Origin of the sequence: Sulfurimonas sp. (assembly GCF_041583195.1) — a bacterium.
Classification (GTDB): Bacteria; Campylobacterota; Campylobacteria; order Campylobacterales; family Sulfurimonadaceae; genus Sulfurimonas.
In genome coordinates this window covers 20,969-43,548 of record NZ_JBFHGL010000002.1, presented here as the reverse complement: position 1 = coordinate 43,548, position 22,580 = coordinate 20,969, and the positions used below count along the sequence as shown (strand labels likewise).

26 protein-coding genes are annotated in these 22,580 nt (G+C 35.0%); 4 read left to right on the top strand and 22 right to left on the bottom strand.

Going from position 1 to position 22,580, the window contains the following annotated elements; genetic code table 11:
• Positions 1 to 43: 43 nt before the first annotated feature.
• Both ABZA65_RS02000 and ABZA65_RS01995 read right to left on the bottom strand, forming a co-directional pair.
• Positions 44 to 364, bottom strand: coding sequence for an MTH1187 family thiamine-binding protein (locus tag ABZA65_RS02000; RefSeq protein ID WP_373070051.1), 321 nt, complete (start codon positions 362 to 364; stop codon positions 44 to 46).
• A gap of 10 nt (positions 365 to 374) precedes the next feature.
• The gene (locus tag ABZA65_RS01995) at positions 375 to 3,017 is read right to left on the bottom strand and encodes a PAS domain S-box protein (protein WP_373070049.1); all 2,643 of its coding nucleotides are present in this window, start codon (positions 3,015 to 3,017) and stop codon (positions 375 to 377) included.
• A gap of 127 nt (positions 3,018 to 3,144) precedes the next feature.
• Here ABZA65_RS01995 and ABZA65_RS01990 point away from each other — a divergent pair, with 127 nt between their 5' ends.
• A complete protein-coding gene (locus ABZA65_RS01990) occupies positions 3,145 to 3,297 on the top strand; it encodes a lipoprotein (RefSeq protein WP_373070047.1) in 153 nt (50 codons plus the stop codon).
• A 15-nt stretch (positions 3,298 to 3,312) separates the two neighbouring features.
• Here the strand turns inward: ABZA65_RS01990 and ABZA65_RS01985 are convergent, their stop codons facing one another.
• The 6 genes from ABZA65_RS01985 to ABZA65_RS01960 all read right to left on the bottom strand — a co-directional run bounded on the left by ABZA65_RS01985 (position 3,313) and on the right by ABZA65_RS01960 (position 10,230).
• Positions 3,313 to 4,080: an enoyl-ACP reductase gene (locus ABZA65_RS01985; protein WP_373070045.1), complete on the bottom strand. Its 768-nt coding sequence runs from the start codon at positions 4,078 to 4,080 to the stop codon at positions 3,313 to 3,315.
• Positions 4,081 to 4,974, bottom strand: a complete 894-nt coding sequence (gene dapA, locus ABZA65_RS01980; RefSeq protein WP_373070043.1) for a 4-hydroxy-tetrahydrodipicolinate synthase — start codon at positions 4,972 to 4,974, stop codon at positions 4,081 to 4,083.
• Between the two features lie 71 nt (positions 4,975 to 5,045).
• The gene (locus ABZA65_RS01975) at positions 5,046 to 6,374 is read right to left on the bottom strand and encodes an aminotransferase class V-fold PLP-dependent enzyme (RefSeq protein WP_373070041.1); all 1,329 of its coding nucleotides are present in this window, start codon (positions 6,372 to 6,374) and stop codon (positions 5,046 to 5,048) included.
• 11 nt (positions 6,375 to 6,385) lie between these two features.
• A complete protein-coding gene (cysK, locus tag ABZA65_RS01970; protein ID WP_373070039.1) occupies positions 6,386 to 7,306 on the bottom strand; it encodes a cysteine synthase A in 921 nt (306 codons plus the stop codon).
• A gap of 10 nt (positions 7,307 to 7,316) precedes the next feature.
• Positions 7,317 to 7,727: an Rrf2 family transcriptional regulator gene (locus tag ABZA65_RS01965; RefSeq protein ID WP_373070037.1), complete on the bottom strand. Its 411-nt coding sequence runs from the start codon at positions 7,725 to 7,727 to the stop codon at positions 7,317 to 7,319.
• Positions 7,728 to 7,980: 253 nt separating this feature from the next.
• Positions 7,981 to 10,230 carry a glutamine--tRNA ligase/YqeY domain fusion protein gene (locus ABZA65_RS01960; RefSeq protein ID WP_373070036.1) on the bottom strand — a complete coding sequence of 750 codons (2,250 nt, stop codon included), beginning with the start codon at positions 10,228 to 10,230 and terminating at the stop codon, positions 7,981 to 7,983.
• 120 nt (positions 10,231 to 10,350) lie between these two features.
• Here ABZA65_RS01960 and ABZA65_RS01955 point away from each other — a divergent pair, with 120 nt between their 5' ends.
• Together ABZA65_RS01955 and ABZA65_RS01950 are read left to right on the top strand one after the other, a co-directional pair.
• Complete coding sequence (locus ABZA65_RS01955; protein WP_373070034.1) at positions 10,351 to 10,821, top strand: hypothetical protein; 471 nt, start codon at positions 10,351 to 10,353, stop codon at positions 10,819 to 10,821.
• Complete coding sequence (locus tag ABZA65_RS01950; protein ID WP_373070032.1) at positions 10,808 to 11,674, top strand: ribokinase; 867 nt, start codon at positions 10,808 to 10,810, stop codon at positions 11,672 to 11,674. Before ABZA65_RS01955 ends, ABZA65_RS01950 begins: the two co-directional genes overlap by 14 nt.
• A gap of 7 nt (positions 11,675 to 11,681) precedes the next feature.
• Here ABZA65_RS01950 and ABZA65_RS01945 read toward each other — a convergent pair whose 3' ends face one another.
• From ABZA65_RS01945 to ABZA65_RS01895, 11 genes are all read right to left on the bottom strand, one after another.
• Positions 11,682 to 12,239 carry a GNAT family acetyltransferase gene (locus ABZA65_RS01945; RefSeq protein WP_373070030.1) on the bottom strand — a complete coding sequence of 186 codons (558 nt, stop codon included), beginning with the start codon at positions 12,237 to 12,239 and terminating at the stop codon, positions 11,682 to 11,684.
• 11 nt (positions 12,240 to 12,250) lie between these two features.
• Positions 12,251 to 13,141, bottom strand: coding sequence for a PhzF family phenazine biosynthesis protein (locus ABZA65_RS01940; RefSeq protein WP_373070028.1), 891 nt, complete (start codon positions 13,139 to 13,141; stop codon positions 12,251 to 12,253).
• 155 nt (positions 13,142 to 13,296) lie between these two features.
• Complete coding sequence (locus tag ABZA65_RS01935; protein ID WP_373070026.1) at positions 13,297 to 13,614, bottom strand: DUF2834 domain-containing protein; 318 nt, start codon at positions 13,612 to 13,614, stop codon at positions 13,297 to 13,299.
• Positions 13,615 to 13,716: 102 nt separating this feature from the next.
• Positions 13,717 to 14,157, bottom strand: a complete 441-nt coding sequence (locus tag ABZA65_RS01930; RefSeq protein ID WP_373070024.1) for a VOC family protein — start codon at positions 14,155 to 14,157, stop codon at positions 13,717 to 13,719.
• 27 nt (positions 14,158 to 14,184) lie between these two features.
• On the bottom strand, positions 14,185 to 14,439 hold the full coding sequence (locus tag ABZA65_RS01925; RefSeq protein ID WP_373070022.1) for a YciI family protein: 255 nt from the start codon (positions 14,437 to 14,439) through the stop codon (positions 14,185 to 14,187).
• 107 nt (positions 14,440 to 14,546) lie between these two features.
• Positions 14,547 to 15,590, bottom strand: coding sequence for a hypothetical protein (locus ABZA65_RS01920; protein ID WP_373070020.1), 1,044 nt, complete (start codon positions 15,588 to 15,590; stop codon positions 14,547 to 14,549).
• A gap of 79 nt (positions 15,591 to 15,669) precedes the next feature.
• Positions 15,670 to 16,062 (bottom strand): hypothetical protein, encoded by a 393-nt coding sequence (locus tag ABZA65_RS01915; protein ID WP_373070018.1) that lies wholly within the window; start codon positions 16,060 to 16,062, stop codon positions 15,670 to 15,672.
• Positions 16,063 to 16,152: 90 nt separating this feature from the next.
• A complete protein-coding gene (locus tag ABZA65_RS01910) occupies positions 16,153 to 17,634 on the bottom strand; it encodes an ATP-binding cassette domain-containing protein (protein ID WP_373070016.1) in 1,482 nt (493 codons plus the stop codon).
• A 125-nt stretch (positions 17,635 to 17,759) separates the two neighbouring features.
• Complete coding sequence (locus ABZA65_RS01905) at positions 17,760 to 18,299, bottom strand: NAD(P)H-dependent oxidoreductase (protein ID WP_373070014.1); 540 nt, start codon at positions 18,297 to 18,299, stop codon at positions 17,760 to 17,762.
• A 24-nt stretch (positions 18,300 to 18,323) separates the two neighbouring features.
• A complete protein-coding gene (locus ABZA65_RS01900; protein ID WP_373070012.1) occupies positions 18,324 to 19,004 on the bottom strand; it encodes an isoprenylcysteine carboxylmethyltransferase family protein in 681 nt (226 codons plus the stop codon).
• Positions 19,005 to 19,006: 2 nt separating this feature from the next.
• Positions 19,007 to 19,624: a class I SAM-dependent methyltransferase gene (locus tag ABZA65_RS01895; RefSeq protein WP_373070010.1), complete on the bottom strand. Its 618-nt coding sequence runs from the start codon at positions 19,622 to 19,624 to the stop codon at positions 19,007 to 19,009.
• 104 nt (positions 19,625 to 19,728) lie between these two features.
• On the opposite strand from ABZA65_RS01895, the gene adk reads away from it, so the two are divergent.
• The gene (gene adk, locus ABZA65_RS01890; protein WP_373070008.1) at positions 19,729 to 20,376 is read left to right on the top strand and encodes an adenylate kinase; all 648 of its coding nucleotides are present in this window, start codon (positions 19,729 to 19,731) and stop codon (positions 20,374 to 20,376) included.
• 51 nt (positions 20,377 to 20,427) lie between these two features.
• Here the strand turns inward: adk and ABZA65_RS01885 are convergent, their stop codons facing one another.
• The 3 genes from ABZA65_RS01885 to ABZA65_RS01875 form a co-directional block, all read right to left on the bottom strand.
• Positions 20,428 to 20,799, bottom strand: a complete 372-nt coding sequence (locus tag ABZA65_RS01885) for a hypothetical protein (RefSeq protein WP_373070006.1) — start codon at positions 20,797 to 20,799, stop codon at positions 20,428 to 20,430.
• 199 nt (positions 20,800 to 20,998) lie between these two features.
• A complete protein-coding gene (locus ABZA65_RS01880; protein ID WP_373070004.1) occupies positions 20,999 to 21,205 on the bottom strand; it encodes a hypothetical protein in 207 nt (68 codons plus the stop codon).
• 15 nt (positions 21,206 to 21,220) lie between these two features.
• A complete protein-coding gene (locus ABZA65_RS01875; RefSeq protein ID WP_373070636.1) occupies positions 21,221 to 22,498 on the bottom strand; it encodes a M16 family metallopeptidase in 1,278 nt (425 codons plus the stop codon).
• Between the last annotated feature and the right edge of the window lie 82 nt (positions 22,499 to 22,580).

Here is a 22,580-nt window from a genome sequence, read left to right as displayed (position 1 = left end):
ATATTAGAATTCTATCTTTTTGGCTCTTAATATATACTTTTTATTAAGTGTTTACTTCTCTGTTAAGCACTTTTTCAACAGACTTGATTTTATTTTTTAGTCTATCTTTTGAGTTTTTTCTTATATCAAATTTTAGACAAGAATATATTCTTTCACAATCAAGCTGATCATAAGCCATCTCTACTATATCTAAAGCTTCTCTCATCGTTTGGGTTTCTATAACAGTACCCATCGGTGTAAGCTGATAGTTTACACCGCTTTTGTCTATGGCATCGATTATTTTACTAACCTGCTTAGATACCGATGCACCCTCACGACAATCATCTGAAGTAGGAAACATTGAAAACTCTAGTAATACACTCATACACTCTCCCTTAAAGCTTATCTACTAGATGATCTTGCATTTTGTCCCTAATTTCTAGGAATTGATCAAGATTATCAAAGAACAGATCTACAAGATTTGGATCAAAGTGTTCACCTCTTTCTTTTTTAAACAGCTCTAAAATATCTTCAAGTGGCCAAGCTTTTTTATAAACTCTATCGTGTCCCAAGGCATCAAATACATCTGCAATAGCAGTAATACGACCAAATATGTGTATATCTGCTCCAGACAAACCTTTTGGATAACCTTTACCGTTGTATTTTTCATGGTGTGTTAATGCAATAGTAGCTGAAGCTTTTAAAATAGGTCTCTCAGAATGTTTAAGCATCTCATAACCAATCTCGGCATGAGTTTTCATTATCTCAAACTCTTCATAAGTCAGTTTACCAGGCTTGTTTAGAATGTTATCTGGAATACCTACTTTACCAATATCATGCATTGGTGAGCCTTGTTTTAACAGACTCGCATCTTCTTCACTTAAACCAGCAAGTTTTGCTAAAAGATAAGAGTATTTAGCTACACGTCTAACATGAAGACCTGTCTCTTTACTTCTAGTTTCACCTATAGCACCCATAGTTTGAACAACTTCTTTTTGAGTATCTACGATCTCTTGGTTAAGATCAAGTATCTCAGTAATATCATACATAATCTGCAGATGCTCAACTACATTATTATCTAAATCTTTTACAGGATAAAACAGGTTGTTGATCGTATACTCTTTGTCATTTTTAGAAATATTTGTAAGCGTTTCCTGTACTATTTTACCTTTAGCTAATTGTTTTTGAATATATTCACATTTTTTCTCACGTCTGTGTCTTTCATGTCTTAGCTCACTACAATCACGACCTATTAGTTCATCTAAAGTGTATCCGCTAAGTTCACAAAATTTTTCATTTGCGTACTTGATTATGTTATTTGTATCTGTTTTTAAAATTGCGGTCGTTGTATTTATCGCATGTTCATATTGTCTAGCATAGTTTATACTATCTTCTAAGTTTTGGCTTGTTGTATCAAGTTCATTTTTAAGGATCTGCTTATACTCTTCAAGCTCTGTAACATCATTCCTAATCCCTACATACTCTTTAAACGAACCGTCTTTATTATATATAGGGCTTATCTCAGACAATACATGGTAAGGCTTACCGTCTTTTCTTTTGTTCTTTACAAGACCTTTCCAGATTTTACCGCTTTGAATAGTATCCCACATGTCTTTGAAGGCTTCTTTTGGCATATCTTCATGTCTTACTATATTATGCGGTTTTCCAATCAGTTCATCTTCCGTATATCCCGATATGTTTGCAAAGTTTTTATTAACATGGGTAATTATCCCTTTTTCATCTGTTATTGAAGTTACCGCTACTTCATCTACCGCTTTTTGGAACTGCTCTAAATAGTATATGTTTTGGTCCAACTCTTCACTGGTTCTTGAAACCAAAGTTGTAAGAGCTTTTAGTGTCATGTCTTTAGAGTCTTTTTCTTTTGTATGATAAGAAGACTTGTTAATAGGTTCTTTATTCTCTTCAGATTCATTTAGTAAAACGTAAGTAGTAGTAATATTTAAAAGATGGTTAGAACATGATTTTGCATCGTGGAAATACTCTCCATACGTTACGAAACCGCTAGTTGGACCAACTTCGTTTATGATTGATACTTCATCATCCAAATACTTATCAAGCATACTTCTTCTAGCTGCACATGTGTATATATAAACTGCTTCGCTTTTATGCTCAAATTCATCTAGCAAATTTTTATGGTTGTAATCTTCTATGAAACCTATATTTGCATAACCGAATTTTACCTTTGTTCCATCTAATAAATCTCCTGCAAATACGATAGAACCATCATCATTTACACCTACAGGAGCACGTGCAACTTCAACACCATTCTCTTCACAAATAAGAGGAAATTCTATACCTTTTGAAAGTATCTCATCTCTAATCTCACGTCCTAGATAGTGTTCATAGATATCTGATATATTTTTATTGTTGATCTCATATACTCTTGAACCATCAGATTTCGTAACTGTGAGTTCTTTACCAATGGTCTGCCAGTTTAAAAGATATTTTGTTTCAACTTTTAAGACATCTGAGTCTATAGCTGCAAATGCTATGTCACATTCGTTACATGAGTTTGAACATAGATCTGAAAATATACTACAGTTTTCAAACTTAAAATCATCCGCAGAGTTTCCACCTGCTATTTTTATATTTGGGAATTTTGTTGTTATAGCTTTAATTAGAGCTTCAGAGTCTATTTTAAAAGTATTTCCGTAACATATAAGCAGTTTTGTTTTATCTGTGATAACTTCACTGTAGAGTTTATCTAAAATCTCTGTGGTACTCATATTTAAAAAGCTTTTTGATTTCACAATAGATTTTTCAAAAATTGAAAAAGAAATTATTATCTCATCATCTAAAATTTTTCCATCAGAAACTATACCGGCAGTAGATGTTGCTATTATAGATGTTGAAGGTAGTAGTGATTTTAGCTCACTTTTTACTTTAGATAAGTCGCCTGAATTTTTATGTGAACTGTATACTTGTATTAAAACAGAGTTAGAATCTTTGACCATATATTTGTCTAAAAAAACTCTAAGCTCATCTATATTTTGATACTTTAGATTTAGTAAGCGCATCTAATGTTTCCCCACGGATGTTATTAATTATTAAAACCTTTAATAATATCAAAATAGTATTAAACATAGCTTTTTTACTATTTTGATATTAAGAAAATATTGTGTAGAATATAGCAAAGGAGAAAATATGAAAAATTTATTTTTGAGTATATCTTTATTTATATTGGCTTTTAGTTTAAGCGCATGTGGAGCGAAAGTTCAGAAAAATAGTGATGATGGCTATTACGACAGAGCTAATAAGGCTGCCGAAAAAGCACATGACAAGTTTGATAAAGAGTAGGGTGGGGTTTACTTCTTATTGAAAAGAAGTACCACCATCAACTACAATTGTCTGACCTGTTAGCCAAGAAGCATCGTTTTGGCATAAGAAAAGACAAGCTCCAGTTAAGTCTGTAGCTTCTCCCATACGGTTAAGCGGTGAACGTTTAACAACTTCAGCCTTAACCTCTTCATAGTTAGGGAATGCTTTAAGTGCATCTGTATCGATAGGACCGCCGCTTACAGCATTTACACGAATATTCATATCCCCAAGCTCAGTAGCAGCATATTTAACCATAGTCTCAACAGCAGCTTTATTTGTACCGTGACCTGCATAGTTTGGAGTGTAAACAAGGTTACCAGTTGAACTCATGCTTATGATAGAACCACCGCCAGTTTTCTCCATTCTACGTGCAGCTTCTTGAGCACCTACAACAAAAGCTTCAACAGTAGCAGTCCAGATATTTCCAAGACCTTTTGGTTTAAGTCTCATAAACGGAGCAAAACCACCAACAACTGCACGACCTGAGATGATTGCATTTGATATAAAGAAGTCAAGTCTGTCAAAATCCTCATCAAACTCTTTATAAACATCTTTGTAAGTTAACGGCTCTAGGATGTCTAGTTTATATGCACGAGCTTTTACACCGTATTTTGCTTCAACATCAGCAATGATCTCATTTGCAGTATCTGCATTAGATGCATAAGTAAACGCTACATTACATCCACGCTCAGCAAATGCATAAACGATAGCTTTTCCGATTCCACGAGTTCCACCACTTACAAATAATACTTTATCTTTCAACTATAGTCCTTTAATCTCATAATTTTTCATAACTTCTTCAATAGCTTTCATGTTTGCAGCACTTGGAGGCGTCAATGGAAGTCTATACTCTAAAGTGTCAATTAAGCCTGCAATATACATAGCCGCTTTAATTGGGATAGGGTTTGATTCACAGAACATGATACTGTTTAGAGGGTAAAGTTTGTCATTGATCTCTTTAGCACCTGCAAAGTCACCGCTTAATGCACGTCTCACAAGTTCACTTTTTAGATCAGGCATTAGGTTTGATGTAACAGAAGTGATACCTGCTCCACCGTTAGCTAGAATAGGGTAGTCAATCGCATCATCGCCTGAGAATACTTTTAGCTCAGGCATACGGCTTAGTAGTTCAACTGTACGCTCTAAGCTTCCTGTAGCTTCTTTTATTCCGTAGATGTTTTTACAGTCGTTGTAAAGTCTCTCTACAGTATCTGCTGTAATGTCTACACCAGTACGACCTGGAACATTGTAAAGCATGAAAGGAAGTTCAGGTACAGAATCTGCAATAGTTTTATAGTGAAGGTAGAGACCCTCTTGGCTTGGTTTATTGTAGTATGGACTAACAGAAAAGATAGCATCTACGCCACACTCTAGTGCACGTTTAGCAGTATTGATAGCTTCGTTAGTTGAGTTGCTCCCGGCACCTGCCAGAACCTTAGTGTTTGTACCTTTACAAACTTCTACAGCTATCTCCATACATCTTATGTCTTCATCTGCTGTAAGTGTAGCACTCTCACCAGTAGTACCTACTGGACAAACTGCATCTATACCGTTGTCTATCTGTCTTTGTATTAGTTTTGCAAAAGACTGCTCATCTAATTCACCGTTTCTAAACGGAGTTATCAGTGCAGTACTTGAACCGGTTACAATATCCATTGAATCACCCTTAATTTCATATATATTAAATTAGTGGCAATTATATCAAAAAAGTTTTAAAACTCAATAAGTTAGGAACTTTCTCTCAATCCCTGAACAGATTTTTTTAGTGCAAAAATAAGGTTGTTAATGCTATCTATACTATGTGTATAGTTAACGCTAATCCTAAGCCAACTAGGCTTTTCATTATGGGAATCCACTTTGGAAATTCCAAAAAGATCATGACCATATGGTCCGGCACAGCTGCATCCCGCACGAGTTTGAATTCCGTATTCTTGAGATAGTTTTTCGCATAGCTCAAAAGGTGTAACACCGTGAAAATTTATAGAAAGTATTCCTATACTGCTACTTCCTTCACTTGGTCCATAAATTGTGTAGTTATCAATTTCTTTAAGACCATCATGCAGTATTTTAAAAAGTTCTACTTTTCTTTCTTGAATTCTTTTTATACCTATCTCATTTCTAAGTTGATAAACAAAAGATGTTTTTATCAACTGTAAAATAGCAGGTGTACCGGCATCTTCACGTATTTCAATATTTGAATTAAATATGTGCTCTTCTGCTGAAACATAAGCTACTGTACCACCACCTGCAAAAGTAGGAGGTGAATCTTCATTAATTAGCTTTTTTCTTATAGCCAACAAGCCACATGTTCCAGGACCACCAAGTAGTTTATGGGGTGATAAAAATAGAGCGTCATAAAGGTTAGAATCAACATTTAAACAAGGTGAAGAAGCCGCACTGTCAAACGCTATAATTGCATTATACTCTCTAAGTATTTTTGAGATCTCCTTATATGGAGGTACTATACCTGTAACGTTTGAAGCTGTTGAAAAAGCACCTATGATCTGACGTTTTTTATTTTGTTCAAGAGTGTTTCTTAAAGCTTCTAAATCAACATTACCGCTTTCATTTAATGGTATTCTTATCGTGTCACATATAGCTTCTCGGTAACTAATCTCATTTGAATGATGCTCAAAAGGACCTATTACAATAAGCGGTTTTTCTATCTCATTCATATTTATATTGAATCTTGCTTTTGTTGCAGGAGGTATGTATAGTCCTAAAAGTTCTTGGAATTTCTTTATAGCACCAGTAGCACCTGTACCACATGGAAGAAGTACAAAATCTTTACTAAGTTCAAGATGCTTTTTTAAGTTTTCCCTAGCAATGTCATAATAAAAAGAGGTAGTTTTGGCATCACTTGCAAATTCTGAATGTGTATTTGCGTAAGTGTTTAAAACCTCTTGCACCCTTTGCTCAATTGGTGCATATGCTAATCCAGATGCGGTGTAGTCAAAATAGTTGTCTCTGTTTTGACCTATTATACCGCTTGTGATCTCACTAAATGCGGCATCGCTGCCTACAAAGGGCCTAAATATATCCTTGTTTGTTTTCATTCTTTACCTTTTTATGAATAGAGGTCTGTACTAAGGTATCTTTCTCCTGTATCACACAGGATTGTTACTATAGTTTTACCTTTATTTTCTTCTCTAGACGCTATTTGTTTTGCTGCATACAGATTTGCACCTGCTGATATACCAACTAGCAGTCCATCAGTTTTTGCAATCTCTTTAGATGTCTTAAATGCATCATCATTTTCAACTTGGATCACTTCATCTATAAGTCCAACATTTAAAACTCCCGGAATAAATCCCGCACCAATTCCTTGAATTTTATGTGGACCAGGTTTTCCACCAGATATCACTGGTGAAGCTGTTGGCTCTACAGCTATAACCTTGATATTTGGATTATGTTCTTTTAAAACCTCACCAATACCAGTTATAGAACCACCTGTACCCACTGCAGCTACCAAGATATCAACTGTATTATCAGTATCATTTATAATCTCTAAAGCAGTAGAGCCTTTATGTGCTTTTGGGTTGTTTGGATTATTGAACTGCTGAGGTAAAAAGCTGTTTTCTATCTCTTCATGCATTTCTTGAGCCTTGTCAATCGCACCTTTCATACCAAGTGAAGCAGGTGTTAATTCTATGTTTGCACCAAGTGCACTTAGTAGTTGACGTCTTTCAAGACTCATACTCTCAGGCATAGTAAGTGTAAGTTTTATACCTTTTGCTGCACATACCATTGCGAGACCTATACCAGTATTACCACTTGTCGGTTCTATAACAAGTGTATCTTCTTTTATACTTCCATCGTCAATTGCTGCTTGAATCATAGACAATGCTATTCTGTCTTTTACAGAACTTGTAGGATTCATGAATTCACACTTACCTAAAACTGTAGTATTTGTATCGTTAGATATGCTGTTTAATCTTACCAATGGAGTATTTCCAACTAACTCCGTTGCATCATTTGCTATTTTCATTTTTCCACCTTTATATATGAAACATAATGTGTTCAGAGTTTTCTTCTAAAAACTCTTCTAATTCTTTTATAGACAATAAAAAAATACCTTTAATTTGCTTTTGAGTATAACTCCAAAATGGTTCCAATAAACCTTGTTTAGTGTTGCTGTCACTTTCTGAAAGACAACATTCTAAAGCATCTAAGACTTCATACACTGTAATAAGAGACTTGTCTTTTGCAAGTTTATACCCACCGTTAGCACCTCTAATACTTTCAACCAAACCAGCTTTCTTTAGAAGAACAAGTATCTGCTCCAAGTAGTTTTGAGGAATATCACCTTTAGAAGCGATATCTTTTATTTGCAGAAGTTGGTTATCGCCTTGTGCAAGAATAACTACTGCAGTTAAACCATAAGAGCCTTTTGTTGAAATAATTGCCATTTTAAACCTTTAAATAATGCTAATTAATTAATGCATGAGAGAATACTAACTGAATAGTTATTTATTGTCAAGTAAATCTATAGAGATAGTATGGTATTTGTAATATTTATAAAAAAAATTAATATATTTAAATGCTTGGTATATATAAAAATAGCTTTGTTTTGGGGTTTGTTGGAAGTTTTATATAAAATGGGGTTTTGTTTTATACTCTAGTAAACTGCTAGAGTATAGTATGGTTTGTGATGTTTTTAAGTTATTGTGCTAACTTTTTAGCTACCAGTTGATTTACAACTTGAGGGTTTGCTTTGCCGCCTGTAGCTTTTAGTGTTTGACCTACAAAGAAACCAAGCAGTTTGTTGTTACCCGCTTTGAATTTCTCTACATTGTCAGGGTTTTTAGCGATGATCTCATCAATGATAGGCTCTATTACTCCAGGATCGCTGATCTGAACAAGCCCTTTGTCCTCAACAATCTTAGCCGGGTTTTCTCCAGATTTTTGCATCTCTTCAAATACTTGTTTTGCGATTTTATTTGAGATAGTCTCATCATCAACCATTTTGACAAGTTCAGCTATTTGTTTAGCGTTAAATTTAAGATCAATGATCTCTTTTTCTTTTAGCTCTCTTGCAACTTCATTTGCAACTAAGTTAGCGATAGTCACTGGTGAGTTGTTAACTGCCAGAGCGTCAGCGTAAAAAGATGATAGTTTCTCATCACGAGCTAAAATGTCCGCAACCATATTGTTTAGTTTTAACTCAACTGTGTACTTGTCAAACAGAGCGAGCTGGGCTTCAGTCATAGGTTCAACTTCACCGTCTATTTGAACTTTTTTCTCTTGTGGCTTACGTTCAGCTCTTGGTGCTTTTTCTTTCTTAGCATAAGAGTCTTTAAGACCTACGATCTTGTTAAACACAGGATTCTCATCTGTATAGTCAGGATCAGCATAGAAGTAACCTTGTCTTTCAAACTGGAAACGCTCATCTGGTTTGTCTGTGATCACGGCAGGCTCAATAAGTGCATCTTTAATGATCTTTAGTGAGTCAGGGTTTAGATCTTCTAAATTTTCAGGTGCTTCACATTTGTAAAGTCTGTCGTAAAGTCTAACTTCAACTTTTTTAGCTTTAGAAGCATCTACCCACTGGATCGCACTTTTTACTTTGATCCCGCTTGTGTCTGATCCACTTTTTGAATCTGGATTATACTCGGCTATGATCTCAGTGATCTCTCCGTTAGCGTCTTTGATTACCTCTTTACAAGTTATGATATAACCTGACCTAAGACGAACTGCCTGATCAGGAGTTAGGCGGTAGTAACCCTTAGGCGGGTTTTCACTAAAGTCTTCACGCTCAATGTAGATCTCTTTTGAAAATGGCACCTTTCTTGAACCCTCTTTTGGAATATCTTCAGGGTAGTATGGAGCATCAAACTCTTCGCTACCTTCGTAGTTCTCAATTGTCACTTTTAAAGGATCAAGTACACACATAACACGCGGTACTTTTGTGTTTAGATCATCACGGATCGCAAACTCAAGTTGTGCAACATCTACAGTAGAGTTTGCTTTTGCAATACCTATAGAGTCACAGAAGTTTAGGATCGACTCAGGTGTGTAACCGCGTCTTCTTAAACCTGCTATAGTCGGCATACGTGGATCATCCCAACCATTTACATAGTTGCCGTTTACAAGCTCTAAAAGCTTTCTTTTACTCATAACTGTGTAGTTGATCCCTAGACGTGCAAACTCATGCTGATATGGACGTGGAGGTTCAAGCCCAAGTGTGTCGATAACCCAGTCATAGATCTCACGGTTGTTTTCAAACTCAAGCGTACAGATAGAGTGAGTTACACCCTCAATGTAGTCAGATAGACAGTGACCAAAGTCGTACATAGGGTAGATTGCCCACTCATTTCCTGCTCTGTAGTGGTGAGCATGACGTATACGATACAGAAGAGGGTCACGCATCTTCATATTTGCCGCACTCATGTCGATTTTTGCACGAAGAACATGTTCACCGTCTTTAAATTCACCTTGTTTCATTCTCTCTAAAAGGTCTAGGTTTTCTTCTACCGTGCGTTCTGCATACTTGCTACGCTTACCAGGTTCAGTTACAGTACCGCGGTACTCACGCATAGTCTCTTCATCTAAAGAATCTACATAAGCCTTACCGATTTTTACAAGCTCTTGTGCCCATGTATATAATTGGTGAAAATAATCAGACGTATAACGTACATCGTCTTTCCATTTAAAGCCAAGCCACTCGACTGCATCTTTAAGAGCTTCAACGTATGCAGTGTCTTCTGTTGTAGGGTTTGTGTCGTCCATTCTAAGGTTACAATAGCCGTTGTAGTCACGTGCGATCCCGAAGTTAATAGCGATAGATTTAGCATGCCCAATGTGAGGGAAGCCGTTTGGCTCCGGAGGAAACCTTGTAATGACCTCTTTATATTTGCCCGACTTTAAATCTTCCTCTACGATTGTACGTAAAAAATCTTTATGCTCACTCATACTTTTTAAACCTTTGAAAATGAATACTTTTTTATAAGGACGATATTTTAGCGAAATGGAGCTTATAAGTTTTTAATCACTCTTACAATAAAATGATTTAATGCAAAAAAAGGAAAGTATGTGGATTTTACAAACTTTAAAAAAGCAAAAGTTTTCAAGCGTGGTCGTGGCGGTAGTGATCCACAGCATATTGCGGATTCAAAACTTTACCATGAACTTTTAGTACGCCATGAAGAGATAGAACGTATTACAAAAGAGACAGAGTCTGGCATTGAGACGATCACTCGTGTTACATCCAAAGATCAAGAGCTTATAAAAATACTTCAAGACCACGCACTTGGTATGAAAAAGAGGTTTGACGGCAACCGCGCCATTCGTTCATGGGATCCTTTGTTTATAGAGCTTTTTGATCACAGAGAACAGATAAATATGAACTATGAAATGCTTGATGATGGTATAAAAGTCACACTTACTTCAGATGATGAAAAAGTCAGTGAGCTGATCAAACTGCACGATGAAACACTGCATGCATTTGTTAAACATGGATTTAAAGCATCACGTCATGAAAGCCCTTACCGTGAAGATAATTAATTTCGGATCTATAAATATAGACCATGTGTATAGTGTAGATCATTTTGTACGTCCAGGTGAAACGCTAAGCAGTAATAGCTACGCAGTTTTTAGCGGTGGTAAAGGGGCTAACCAGTCTATAGCCTTAGCTCGTGCAAATGCAGATGTAGTCCATGTAGGTAAGGTTGGCAAAGACGGTATTTGGCTAAAAGAGAAGATGGAAAAAGAGGGTATAGATACATCTTTTGTAAATACAGTTAAAGCACCTACTGGACATGCAGTTATACAGGTAAACAAAGAGGGTGAGAATGCCATAATTATCCACGGCGGGGCTAATCTTACTTACAAATCTTCTGATATAGAAAAAGTACTAAAAACTGCAAAAACAGAGGATATAGTACTTTTACAAAATGAGATAAATGATGTCGATAAAATAATAAAACAAACAAAAAGCAAAGGTCTAAAAGTAGTTTTTAACCCTGCACCGATGAGTGACGCTGTTAAAGACTACCCACTTGAACTTGTAGATATTTTTATAATAAACGAGACCGAAGGTGAAGCACTTAGCGGCGAGAAAAAGCCTGAGAAGATCATAAAAGCTATGGGTAAACTTTACCCAAAAAGTTCCGTTGTTTTAACACTTGGCAAAAAAGGTGTGATCTATGCAAAGGGCAAAAAAGTTATAAGTGTAGATGCTCTAAAAGTAAAAGCTGTAGATACCACCGGAGCGGGCGATACTTTTATAGGTTACTTTTTAGCCGAGTTTTCACGCGGAATGACAATAGAAAAATGTCTAGAAGCAGCTATAAAAGCTTCAAGTATCTGTGTAACAAGAAAAGGGGCTGCTGATTCTATCCCTAGATTATTGGTGTGACAGTTTGTTAGACTTTTTTTGATGTGTCATAAACCAGTTCGTAATAGTTGTTGTTGTTATAAGAAAACTCTTGTATAACTTCAAGACCGAGTTTTCTTACATGGGCTTCGTAAGATCTTGGATTGATTTTATTGATAAAGGTTACTAATATCTGGTATCTTTTGGACATATGTTCTCTTGAAAAATCAAATATTTTTTCCAATACACCGCTTCCTCGAACACTTTTGTCTATGCAGATCGGCCCGTACTGATAGGAATTGTCCACGCTCAACTTTTGACCCAAGTATTCCAAGTTATGCAAATCTTTTATCATGTGTTCAAACATGGGCCATTTTGACCAAAATTGCCAAGATGCCGCCATAACATAAGCAACAACACTGTTGTCTTTTATCGCTATAAACAGACCTTGTTCTTTATCTATAAGGTCTGTCAACTGCTCTTTTGTAAACGGCGTTGTAACAAATCCGTCTTTTTTATCTTCTTCAGCTATTGATTCAATCTGATATTTATAGTGAAGTTCTAACACTTTGTCTATATCTGAAAGTTCTGCTACTTTTAACTGCATCCATTTCCCTTTTAAAGTAAATAATTTCCATCGATTTTAACTTTTGCACTACCGCCAAAAAGCACGTGCTTGATACTTTCTTCTTTTTTTGTAGTAAGTTTTACCGTATTAAAGTTCTCTTTCAGAGCATTTTGCTCAATGTTCATCAGTTCGCCATCCCATATGTTTCTTTGAAGAAGATAGTTTCCAAAAGCACTGTTTCCAGAGCCCGTCGCAGGGTCTTCAAGGTAACCGAACGTCGCGGCAAACACTCTTGTACGATAACTGCTTTTTTCACTAAAACACTCATCCGTAAACAAGATAATAATGTCAACTCCTATGCTTTTGCAAAACACGTTTAACTCTACCAGATCGGGATTAACATTCAAAGTCGCCTCAAGATTTTTTACGGGGACAATGAGTGTTTCAAGTCCTGCATTAACAATGGCGATATCAAAACGGTCATCTATCATGTTTGCATCTATCTTTAAAGAGGACGCAATATCCTCTTGATTAATATCTTTCATTATAAATTTTGGAGCAGGTGCGGTAATAAAAACCGAATCATTTTGCGGGATATGGTTTTCAACTACCAAAGTGTCGTTTTTCGTATGAATAGTGAGTTCACTTTTTGCCAAAAGATCTGATCTACTTTTTATGATGTTGTACATAATGGCAATAGTCGCATGACCGCAAAACTCGACTTCTCTCTCGCTTGAATAATAACGTAACCCAAAACTTCCGTCTTCGTTTTCCCAGATGTATCCAACTTCACTTACAAAACCTTTTAGTTCTTTGGCAATCTGTTGCATCTCTTCGGCAGATAAGTCATTACAGTTATCTAAGTAAATAACTCCGGCAGGATTACCGCTAGAGTTGAAAGATGCAAAGGCGTCTATCTTTTTAAATTTCAGTGATTTCAATTAAAATTCCTTTATTAAATTTTAAAGCCTAACGTTTAAAATGAGCAATCAAAAAGCCGTCCTCGGGTTTTTGATTGGCCCCACTACTTTGTTAGATTTAATCTGACTCAAGAGAAAACCTGTTTCTTGTCGTCGTATAATACATCCCCGACTCTTTACGCATTTTTCTCAAGATGCATTTCTCTCAACAGCAAAAATAACGGAAGCCCAAAAGAGACACCGACGCACAATGTACCTGCGATAGGTACCCATAATCTCGGCATCGACTTTTTCTTGCCCTCATAAACGATAAAAACGATTAAAACAAGCGCCGACACGATCACGTCCAACCAAGCAAATAAGCTCAATTTATCTTCTGCGACACTCCTGAACATGAGCGGCACATCGATTCCATAGTCAAAAAGCCATGAAATGAACTGTGAAAGCGGCAAGATGAACCCTAAAATAGCCAGGAGAAGATAGATTTTTTTCATGATGTTTCCTTTGTGGTTTAACGTTTGAGTTGAGAAATATTTGAGCCGCAGGGTCAAATATTTCTCTCCAAGGTTTTGTTAGAGCTACTAACATTTAAAAGCTTAATTCCAAGATTGAATTTCTATAATATTTCCTTCTATATCTCGTAAATATGTAAATTTTAACATACCGACACCTTTAACTTCATTTTCGATCACTTCACCTAATGTTGTAGCTCCATATTTTAAAGCTTTTGTTAGTATTGCATCTACATCATCCACTTCAAATGCAATATGGGTAAAACCAATTTGATTAGCCATAATTGGATTTGTATCTATAAATTTTTCGTAACTAAATATTTCTAATGTCGGTGGGTTTTCATATCCTGGAAGAGATAAATGCACACCCGTTTGTCTAGCATTTTTTATACCGATTGCTTTATCAAGCCACTCACCTTTTAAATCTCTCTGCGGAGGTTTAATTTTACATTCAAAAACTTTTATATAAAAGTCTGATAATTTTTTCCAATCTCTTGCCGCTATATTTGTGTGTGCAAATCGCATTTTATATTTTCCTCTAATTTGTTATGCTCATTTTGCGTTCCATTCGTAAACGGTGACGATTGATGACTTCGAAGTATGTACAGGATCACTGAACGCTATAGCCTTGGCTTCTTCAAGATTATCAGCTTTAATCAAGTATGCACCGCCAGTCTTGTCCGTAAACGGACCGGCAAGTTCAAGGTGTCCTCGCTGCTTTAGATCATCGAGAAAAGCATAGTGTGCGTCAATGACTGATGGGTCGAACTGGGGTGTACGAAACGTAGTAATAAGATATTTAAACATTTAATTTCCTTTTAATTTTTGAGTGTAACGTTTGAGTTGAGAAATAGTTGTGCCCGCTAGGGTAAACTATTTCTCTCCAAGGTTTTGTTAGACTTTAATAATATCATTTATATAGTAATAGGTGATATTATTAAACCTAAATTTGGAAAAATATCTAAATTATAATTTAGCTTAATTAAATTCTTTGTACATAGTATAGATTCTTTAGCATCATTATTCGTAGATATATAATCTTGGTCTATATGAACAATTTTGTTTCGGCATAATCTAATTTTATCAATTTCAATGTATAGTTTATATGGAATTAAATTCATTAGTTCCAGTAAATTAATAATTACACTTATGCTTAAGTTTTCTAAATGTTTTTTTCTAGCTTTATTGATTCTTTTACTTCCATCATCAAATGAATTATTTAGAGAGTTGATATGTTTTTCCCATATTTGTATGATAATGCTTTCAATTATAAACCATGAAAATAAAATTGAAGTTTGATTATTGCCTTCTTTATACTCTGAGATACTTCTCAGCAATGTTGATAATATTTTTATCAAATTATAGTCTTTACAAGCATATTCAAAATTTTCAACTGTATGTTCTAAAACTTTTTTAGTGATAAATCTATTATTTTTACTTTTTATTAAGTGGTAATTACTATCAGGTAATCTATTTTTTTTATAAATTTCAATTGGCTCTTGATTATGACTAGCAGATTGACATCCTTGAAATTTTTCAAGTGAATCAAAATATGCAAAATAAGCTCTCATAACATCTTTTTTTGTTAATTGATTAATTTCTAAAAAAGTTTCTTTTTCTAATTCAAATAATGATGAATCTAATATGAGATAAAATGCATTTAGATACTCTATATAATCATTCCAATTTTTAATATCATTTGATATTGTATAATCAGGATTATTTAGTCTATCACTCCACGGAACCATATTGTTTTCTAATTTGTAGACACGAAGTATAATCATACCGTCTTGAGCAATTTTAATTGAAAAATCATCATTATCTTTACTGAAAACAACTTCTTCAAGTTTATTTTTTAATTGTTCTTCTTCAATTTTTTCAAGTTCTTCACTTGAAATAAAATTATTAGCCCAAAAAGGTACTGAGGTATAAAATGAAACAAATCCTAAAATTTTCATATACTTTCCTATGTGAGTCTAACGTTTGAGTTGAGAAATATTTTAGCCGCAGGATCAAATGTTTCTCTCCAATGATTTGTTATATGTTTTTACTGACATACATTCTCTTTACCCAAGATGAGATAGACAATATTGACCAGAGGCATAAAAAATAGATAAATGAGAAAATAGCACCTGTGATTGGGGCAAAATTTCTTCCTGCATCGTTAACTACGCGATCCATTGCGATTTCTTGTTCTGGTGTAATTTCATCACCAGAAAACAAGCCGTCTGCATTTAAGTCGAATGCAGCTAGTTCAGTATCAAGTTTATAGTTTGTGTACATTACACTACCTACAATAATGACATAAACTAACGTTGCAGATATAGCTGAAACCAAAGTTTTACCTAACTTATTTGATAGTAGTAAGTGGTTTACGCTTAAAACATCAAAAGGAATGAGTAGAAATATTATGCTCATAATCAAACTCATTGCTATTTCTCCTGATATATAACTATTTATTCAACGAACATTATATATAGTCAATCTTGAAACTAGCTAAATAAGTAAACACTAAAAATATTATTTTTCAACTATATGAACAAGTTTTTTATCTTTTTCAACCCTCCAAGTTTTATTTGCCAAGCTTTTACAAAAGGTCATATCATGACTAATGAAAATAACCGCACCTTGAAACTCTGTTAAAGCTTTTTCAATACTCATAATTGAATCTATATCCATATGATTTGTCGGCTCATCCAAGATGATAAGGGGAGGGTTGTTTGACAAATCTTTTGCTATTAAAAGTTTTCGAATCTCTCCCGGACTTGGAGTTTTACTCTGCAACAGTGCTTTTGGGTCGGAAGATAGCCTAGTAATAGTAGTAAAAATCTCACCTTGTTTATCATCACTTAACTCTTTTATCTCTTTAAAAAGTTTCTGTGAATCCTCTTCACTTATCTCTTGTGGAATGTAGAGGTAATCGCTTGTTTTTAAAGTTGAAAGTACATAGTTTATAAATGTACTCTTACCGCTACCATTGTCACCTTGTATCCAGACCTTATCACCTTTTTCTATAACCAGTCTTGGTATGTTAAACGTAAAACCGTTTATAGTTTCAGTCGTTTTCTCTATAACAAAAGGGAAGGCTCTGTTGTCTATGCTTTGCTCAAACATTATCCCTTTCTCATACTCTTTATCAATGCTTATATCTTCTTTTAACAGATGCTCTTTTTTTGAAGTGGCGGTTTTTACGGCTTGCCCTTCGTACTTGTTTTTAGAGGTGATCTTTGCAAGGTAGACTTTTGCTTTTGCGTCACTGTCTTTGTTGTCCACGTTTTTAAGTGAGAGTCTGCTTTTAGAACTTGAGACACTCTCTTTTGCACTTTGGATCTGCTTGTCTACCTTTTTAAGCTCTTTTGAGTGCTGAGATTTTTGCTGTCTTTGAAAGTTCTTTATTGTGTCAAGCTCTTTTATGGCAGTAGAGAAGTTTGACTTTATCTTTGTAAGCGAGCCGTTTTTTATAACAAATGTCTTGGTACATAACAAATCTAAAAGTTCTCTGTCATGACTTACCAAAATGCCTATGCCATCGTAAGACTCTAACGCTCTAAAGAGTTTCTCTTTAGTCTGCATGTCAAGATGGTTTGTAGGCTCATCTACTATGAGTACATCAGGCTCTAAAAAAAGAGCAGCTGCTATTTGGATGCGTTTTCTCTCGCCATGGCTAAGAGTATCCCATCTGTAAAGCCAGTCTTCTTGTATCTCTAAAAGCTCTTTTAGTCTAAAAGTATTACCCTCATATGAGCTAAAAAACTCTTCGGCATTTTCAGGCAGATTTTCTGTTGACTGTGGACAATAAGCCGTGACAAGATTGTTTATAACGCTACCGCTCTCAGGAGAGAGCTCTTTTGTAATGAGTTTTAAAAGAGTGCTCTTTCCTGCACCGTTTGCACCTACAAGTGCACTCCAGCCAGGGTAGAGCTCAAGGTTTAAGTCTTCGAATATGTAGTCTGCCGAAGCAGGGTATTTAAAATATATGTTGTTTAGTTGTAAAGATTGCATATGTGTATCCTTGAATCGGTTAGAAGAAGTAGTCAAGGATTGAAGTTAAAAAATTTCCTCGAGTACCGTTAGTTTAATATCCACATAGCAATATCCCTTTTTTTGTTTCTGTAATTATATCAAATTTATATTTTATCAAGTATTTTTTGCATCTTCTTTTTGCTTGTATCTACTCCGCCAAAGATATTAAACTCTTCAAACTTCATGCCGCAAAACTCTATGATCTGCTCTTTTAGCATACTTCTTAGTCTCCTGTGCGCTCCTGTTAACATGTAAAATAAGTATGGTGCACCAGTTGTAGTAAAAACTTTTACACTTTTTCCTTTTAATAATCCATGTGGTCTTGAGTTTACATACTCAAATGCAAAGCCATTAGAAAAGTTCCAGTCTATAAAGTTTTTTAAAATAGCAGGCATGCTTCCCCACCAGTAAGGAAATACAAAAGTGATCTCATCCGCTTTTGAGATCTTTTCCTGATAGTATTTCATCTCTTTTGTAGTAACTTGTTCATTTGTAAAAAAAGGTTGTTGGTTTTCATCTCTATATAGATCTAAGAACTCTACATCATAGTTTTTCTCTTTACATTTGTTTTTGTATTTATTTGCCATTGCAAATGAGAAGCTGTCTTCTTTTGGATTTGCAACTACTATTAAAATGTTTTTCATCTTTTTATCCTTTAATGTTGAACTCTAGTAGATCCACGGTATTAAACGGTATCGTACACGCTGTGTATATTCTTTATATCCTGACAATTCTTCTTGAAGTATCTTATCTTCTAGAGAGGTTCTTATAATGGCAATTATAAGTGCTATTAGAGATGGAATGATCAGCCATATAGAGTTTAGGGCTAATGCCATTCCCGGAAGTGCCAGAAGATTACCTGCATAACCTGGATGACGCACGATTTTGTACGGACCTGTGTCACATACCTTATGACCTCTCTCTTTTTGAATACGCACTACGCTTGAGAAAAATTTATTCTCAATTAACGCCCATGTAGCAAAGGAGTATCCAACTGCAACCAATACCAAACCAACTATTGAAAGCCATACAGGCAAAATAGGAGAGGCGCTAAACATATGATCCAATCCAGCTACAATAACGAGTGGATAGGACAAGCTGATAGCCATAAGCGGAGCCAAGATCTTATCCCAAGATTTTGCACCTTTTAGTTTTTCAACATCAATGCGTTCAGCTAGTAATCCAGGGTTATAGATCTCTGTCAATATACGCCCGCCGACTCCTGCTACCATAATTAGAACGGAATAAACCCACGCCTGCCACCACCCAAGATCACCTGCTGAGATGAAGAGCATAATCGGGATTAGAAGGTAGACTATAACTAAACGAATCCACTGTAAAAAAGTCATTTTTAGCCCTCTCTCTTATAAAGTGCATAAATATATGGTCTCTCATTGCCAGATGGGTTTATATATTTATATTCTTCATCTTTAATAAGCTTAAACTCATTTCCAATACGATCATTTATCTCTGAAACAGAGTAGCGGTGTACATCTAGTCCTGCACATTTTAGAGCACCTATAGTTGAAAACTCTGCAAGTAAAACAAAGCCGCCTGGTTTAACACTAGAGCAAAGGTTATTAAAGTATGTCTCAATATCAAGCTCGTTGAGTAAAAAGTGTAAAACAGCACGGTCGATCCAAAGATCTACTTTTGGACTTTTTAGTGGTAAAGGTTTAGATATATCATGATGAAGATATGTTGTGTTTTCATCATTTCTAAGTCTATTTTTTAGTTTATTTAAAGCTTCGTTACTGATGTCATTTAAAATAAGTTGATGCCCTTGATTTAGAAGTGCATCGACTAGTGTTGAAGTTCCAGAACCTGGTAAGAAAACTGTTTTAGATTCACTGTGTGGGATTTCTCTAAGAAACTTTAATGTCTGAGAAATATCTTCTTCATACCAACCCAAATCAGTGTCATTAGTTTTAGAAAATATGCTGTTCCAGTGTTCTTTTAACGTTTCCATTTTAACCCTAATAGTAAATTGTCTTACTAACATTATATATGAATTATCTATATTTTAGCCTTGGTGTAGTAAAATTGCGAAATCAAAATATTTAGGAACAAAAAATGAGAATTATCTTACTTGGAGCTCCAGGTGCTGGAAAAGGTACTCAGGCTCAATTTTTAACAAAAAAGTTTAACATCCCTCAAATCTCTACAGGTGACATGTTAAGAGCTGCTATTAAAGCCGGTACTGAGATGGGTAAACTTGCAAAAGCTGCTATGGATGCAGGTCAATTAGTTACAGATGAGATCATTATCGGTCTTGTAAAAGATCGTATTGCTGAAGATGACTGTAAAAACGGTTATCTGTTAGATGGTTTTCCACGTACACTTGCTCAAGCTGATGCTGTTACAGAAGCAGGTATCCAAATAGATGCAGTGATCGAGATCGATGTTCCAGATAGCGAGATTGTTAAACGTATGAGCGGTCGCCGTGCTCACTTAGCTTCAGGTAGAACTTATCACATAGTATTCAACCCGCCAAAAGTTGAAGGTAAAGATGATGAGACTGGTGAAGATTTAGTTCAAAGAGATGATGATAAAGAGGAAGTAGTATTAGACAGACTTAAAGTTTATCACGAACTAACTCAACCTTTAATTGGTTACTACAAAGACCAAGCAGCTAAAAACTCTGCAATTCACTACATTACAGTTGATGGTACAGCTCATATAGATGAAGTTGAAGCTGCAATCACTGCTAAGTTAGGATAATTAAACTTCCTACTTCCACGCACTTTGCGTGGAATATTAACTTCAACCTTTCTAAAATATTTTTAGCAGACTGTTGTAATATTCTCTTTTAACGAATATAAATATGGTAAGTACATCTTTTTTTGTACTAGAGTCTATTTTATTGTCATCCAGTGCACATATAATGTCATCCACAACATCAATAAACTCTTGTTCTGATATACTTCTTACTACCGCTTTATTTGCCAAGTCCCTGCAGGTCTTAGGGCATAATACACCGGCACAAAAAAACTCTATAGACTTCTTTTTCGCACGTTCAATATCTAATGCGTTTTCAAACCTAGTCGTAAAAATAGGGTTTTCACGGTGTGCATCTATTGCATACTCTACTATTCGTGTAATTCCTTTAGTCCCGCCAAGTTGGTTATAAAGTGTATTTGGCATGTCTATTCCCCTCTTTTTTCTAATATAGACAATGATGTTAAAATATAAAATAGTATAAAAAAATATTATATAAGAGTTGCATGTTACAGTAGTTAATATTATTATTAAGTATTATATTTGTATTAGTTTTGGATTTTTAGAAAGTAGGTTGGAAAGTGATGTAATTAGTAGATATAAAGGACTTTATGTCCTTTATACTTTAAACTTTTAGTTTCTCCATCTCTGTTAGATACTCTCTGATTGCTTCATAGATTTTAGAAACATCTTTCTCCTCAGTATCTAGTTGAGAAAATATAAAAAGCCCCATAGAGTGCCAGATCTGTATAGCTGATCCTACATCAAGTTTTTCCTCTTCAAGTTTTTTCATTATGAATGACATTATTTCATCGTGTTTTTGAACGTCCATGTTAATTCCTTAATTTTATTTTTTAAGTATCAGTGTTGTTGATTTGTCAAAATCAAAGTACTTTTTAGCTGCATCTTGAACTTTTTTCGGTGTTATCGCTTTGATATCATCTTCATAAGTAAGAAGAGGAGTTAAGTCTCCACGAACTAAATAACTACCATATAAGTTTGCAACAGAGCTTGAAGACTCTAACGAATAGATAAAGTCTGCTTTAGTGTTGATCTTAACTTTTTCAAGCTCAGCTTTTGTAACTTTTGTGCTCTTCATAAGCTCTATTTGTTTAATAAGTTCAGCTTCAACATCTTCGGCTTTTACACCTGGATTACACGAAGCTAAAAATATAAACAGACCCGGATCTATATTTTCCATGTTATAAGCATATACTTGATTTACAAGGCGTTTTTTCTCAACCAGTTCTTTATAAAGACGTGAGCTTTTTCCAGAGTAAAGTATCTCACTTATAGTGCTGAGTGTTGGTTGATCTTCATGTTTAAAATCAGGTATATGAAAAGTAATAGCTACGATCTCAACTTCACTGTCCTTTTTGATCATAACACGTTTAGCACCGTCTTGCGTAGGTTCAATTGCTTGAACTTCTGGAACTATTACTTTGTTTTTTATACTCCCAAATGCTTTTTTAGCATAGTCAAAAACTTTGTCGGCTTCTATATCACCGGTAACCATTAAAATAGCATTGTTTGGTTGGTAATATGTCTCGTGGAAATTTTTTATATCATCAATAGTCCAAGTTTGAATATCATTCATAAACCCGATCGGCGTCCAATGGTATGGATGGTATACATAAGAGTTGTTGAACATAGCAAAGTAAAGATATCCGATAGGTGAGTTTTCAGTACGCCATCTACGTTCCTCTGCAACAACATCACGTTCAGGTTGAAACTCTTCATCTTTAAGGTTTAGGTTTTGCATAAGCTCTGCATATAGGTCTAGTGACTTGTTTAAATTCTCAGATGATGATTTTATATAGTAGTGTGTATAGTCAAAACTAGTTGAAGCGTTGTTAACTCCACCAATACTTTTAACCTCTTTGTCAAATTCGCCGGCATCTAGATTTTTAGTAGATTTGAAGTTCATATGCTCAAGCATATGTGCAATACCTGTTTTACCAAGTACTTCGTTTCTACTTCCAACTTTATAGAAGATATCAGTGCTTATTACGTTTGAATTGTTTTCTAGTGGAATAACAACTATCTCAAGACCGTTATCAAGAGTCATGCTCTCATAGTTTGGTAAGTGAGACGGTGTTTTGTGAAGTTTTCTTTTTTTTGCCATATCTATTCCGTTTGTTTGTTTTTTATCGTCGTATTTTATAAATGAGTTCTGTGCAAAAGCAGATGTAGTCAAAAATATAAAC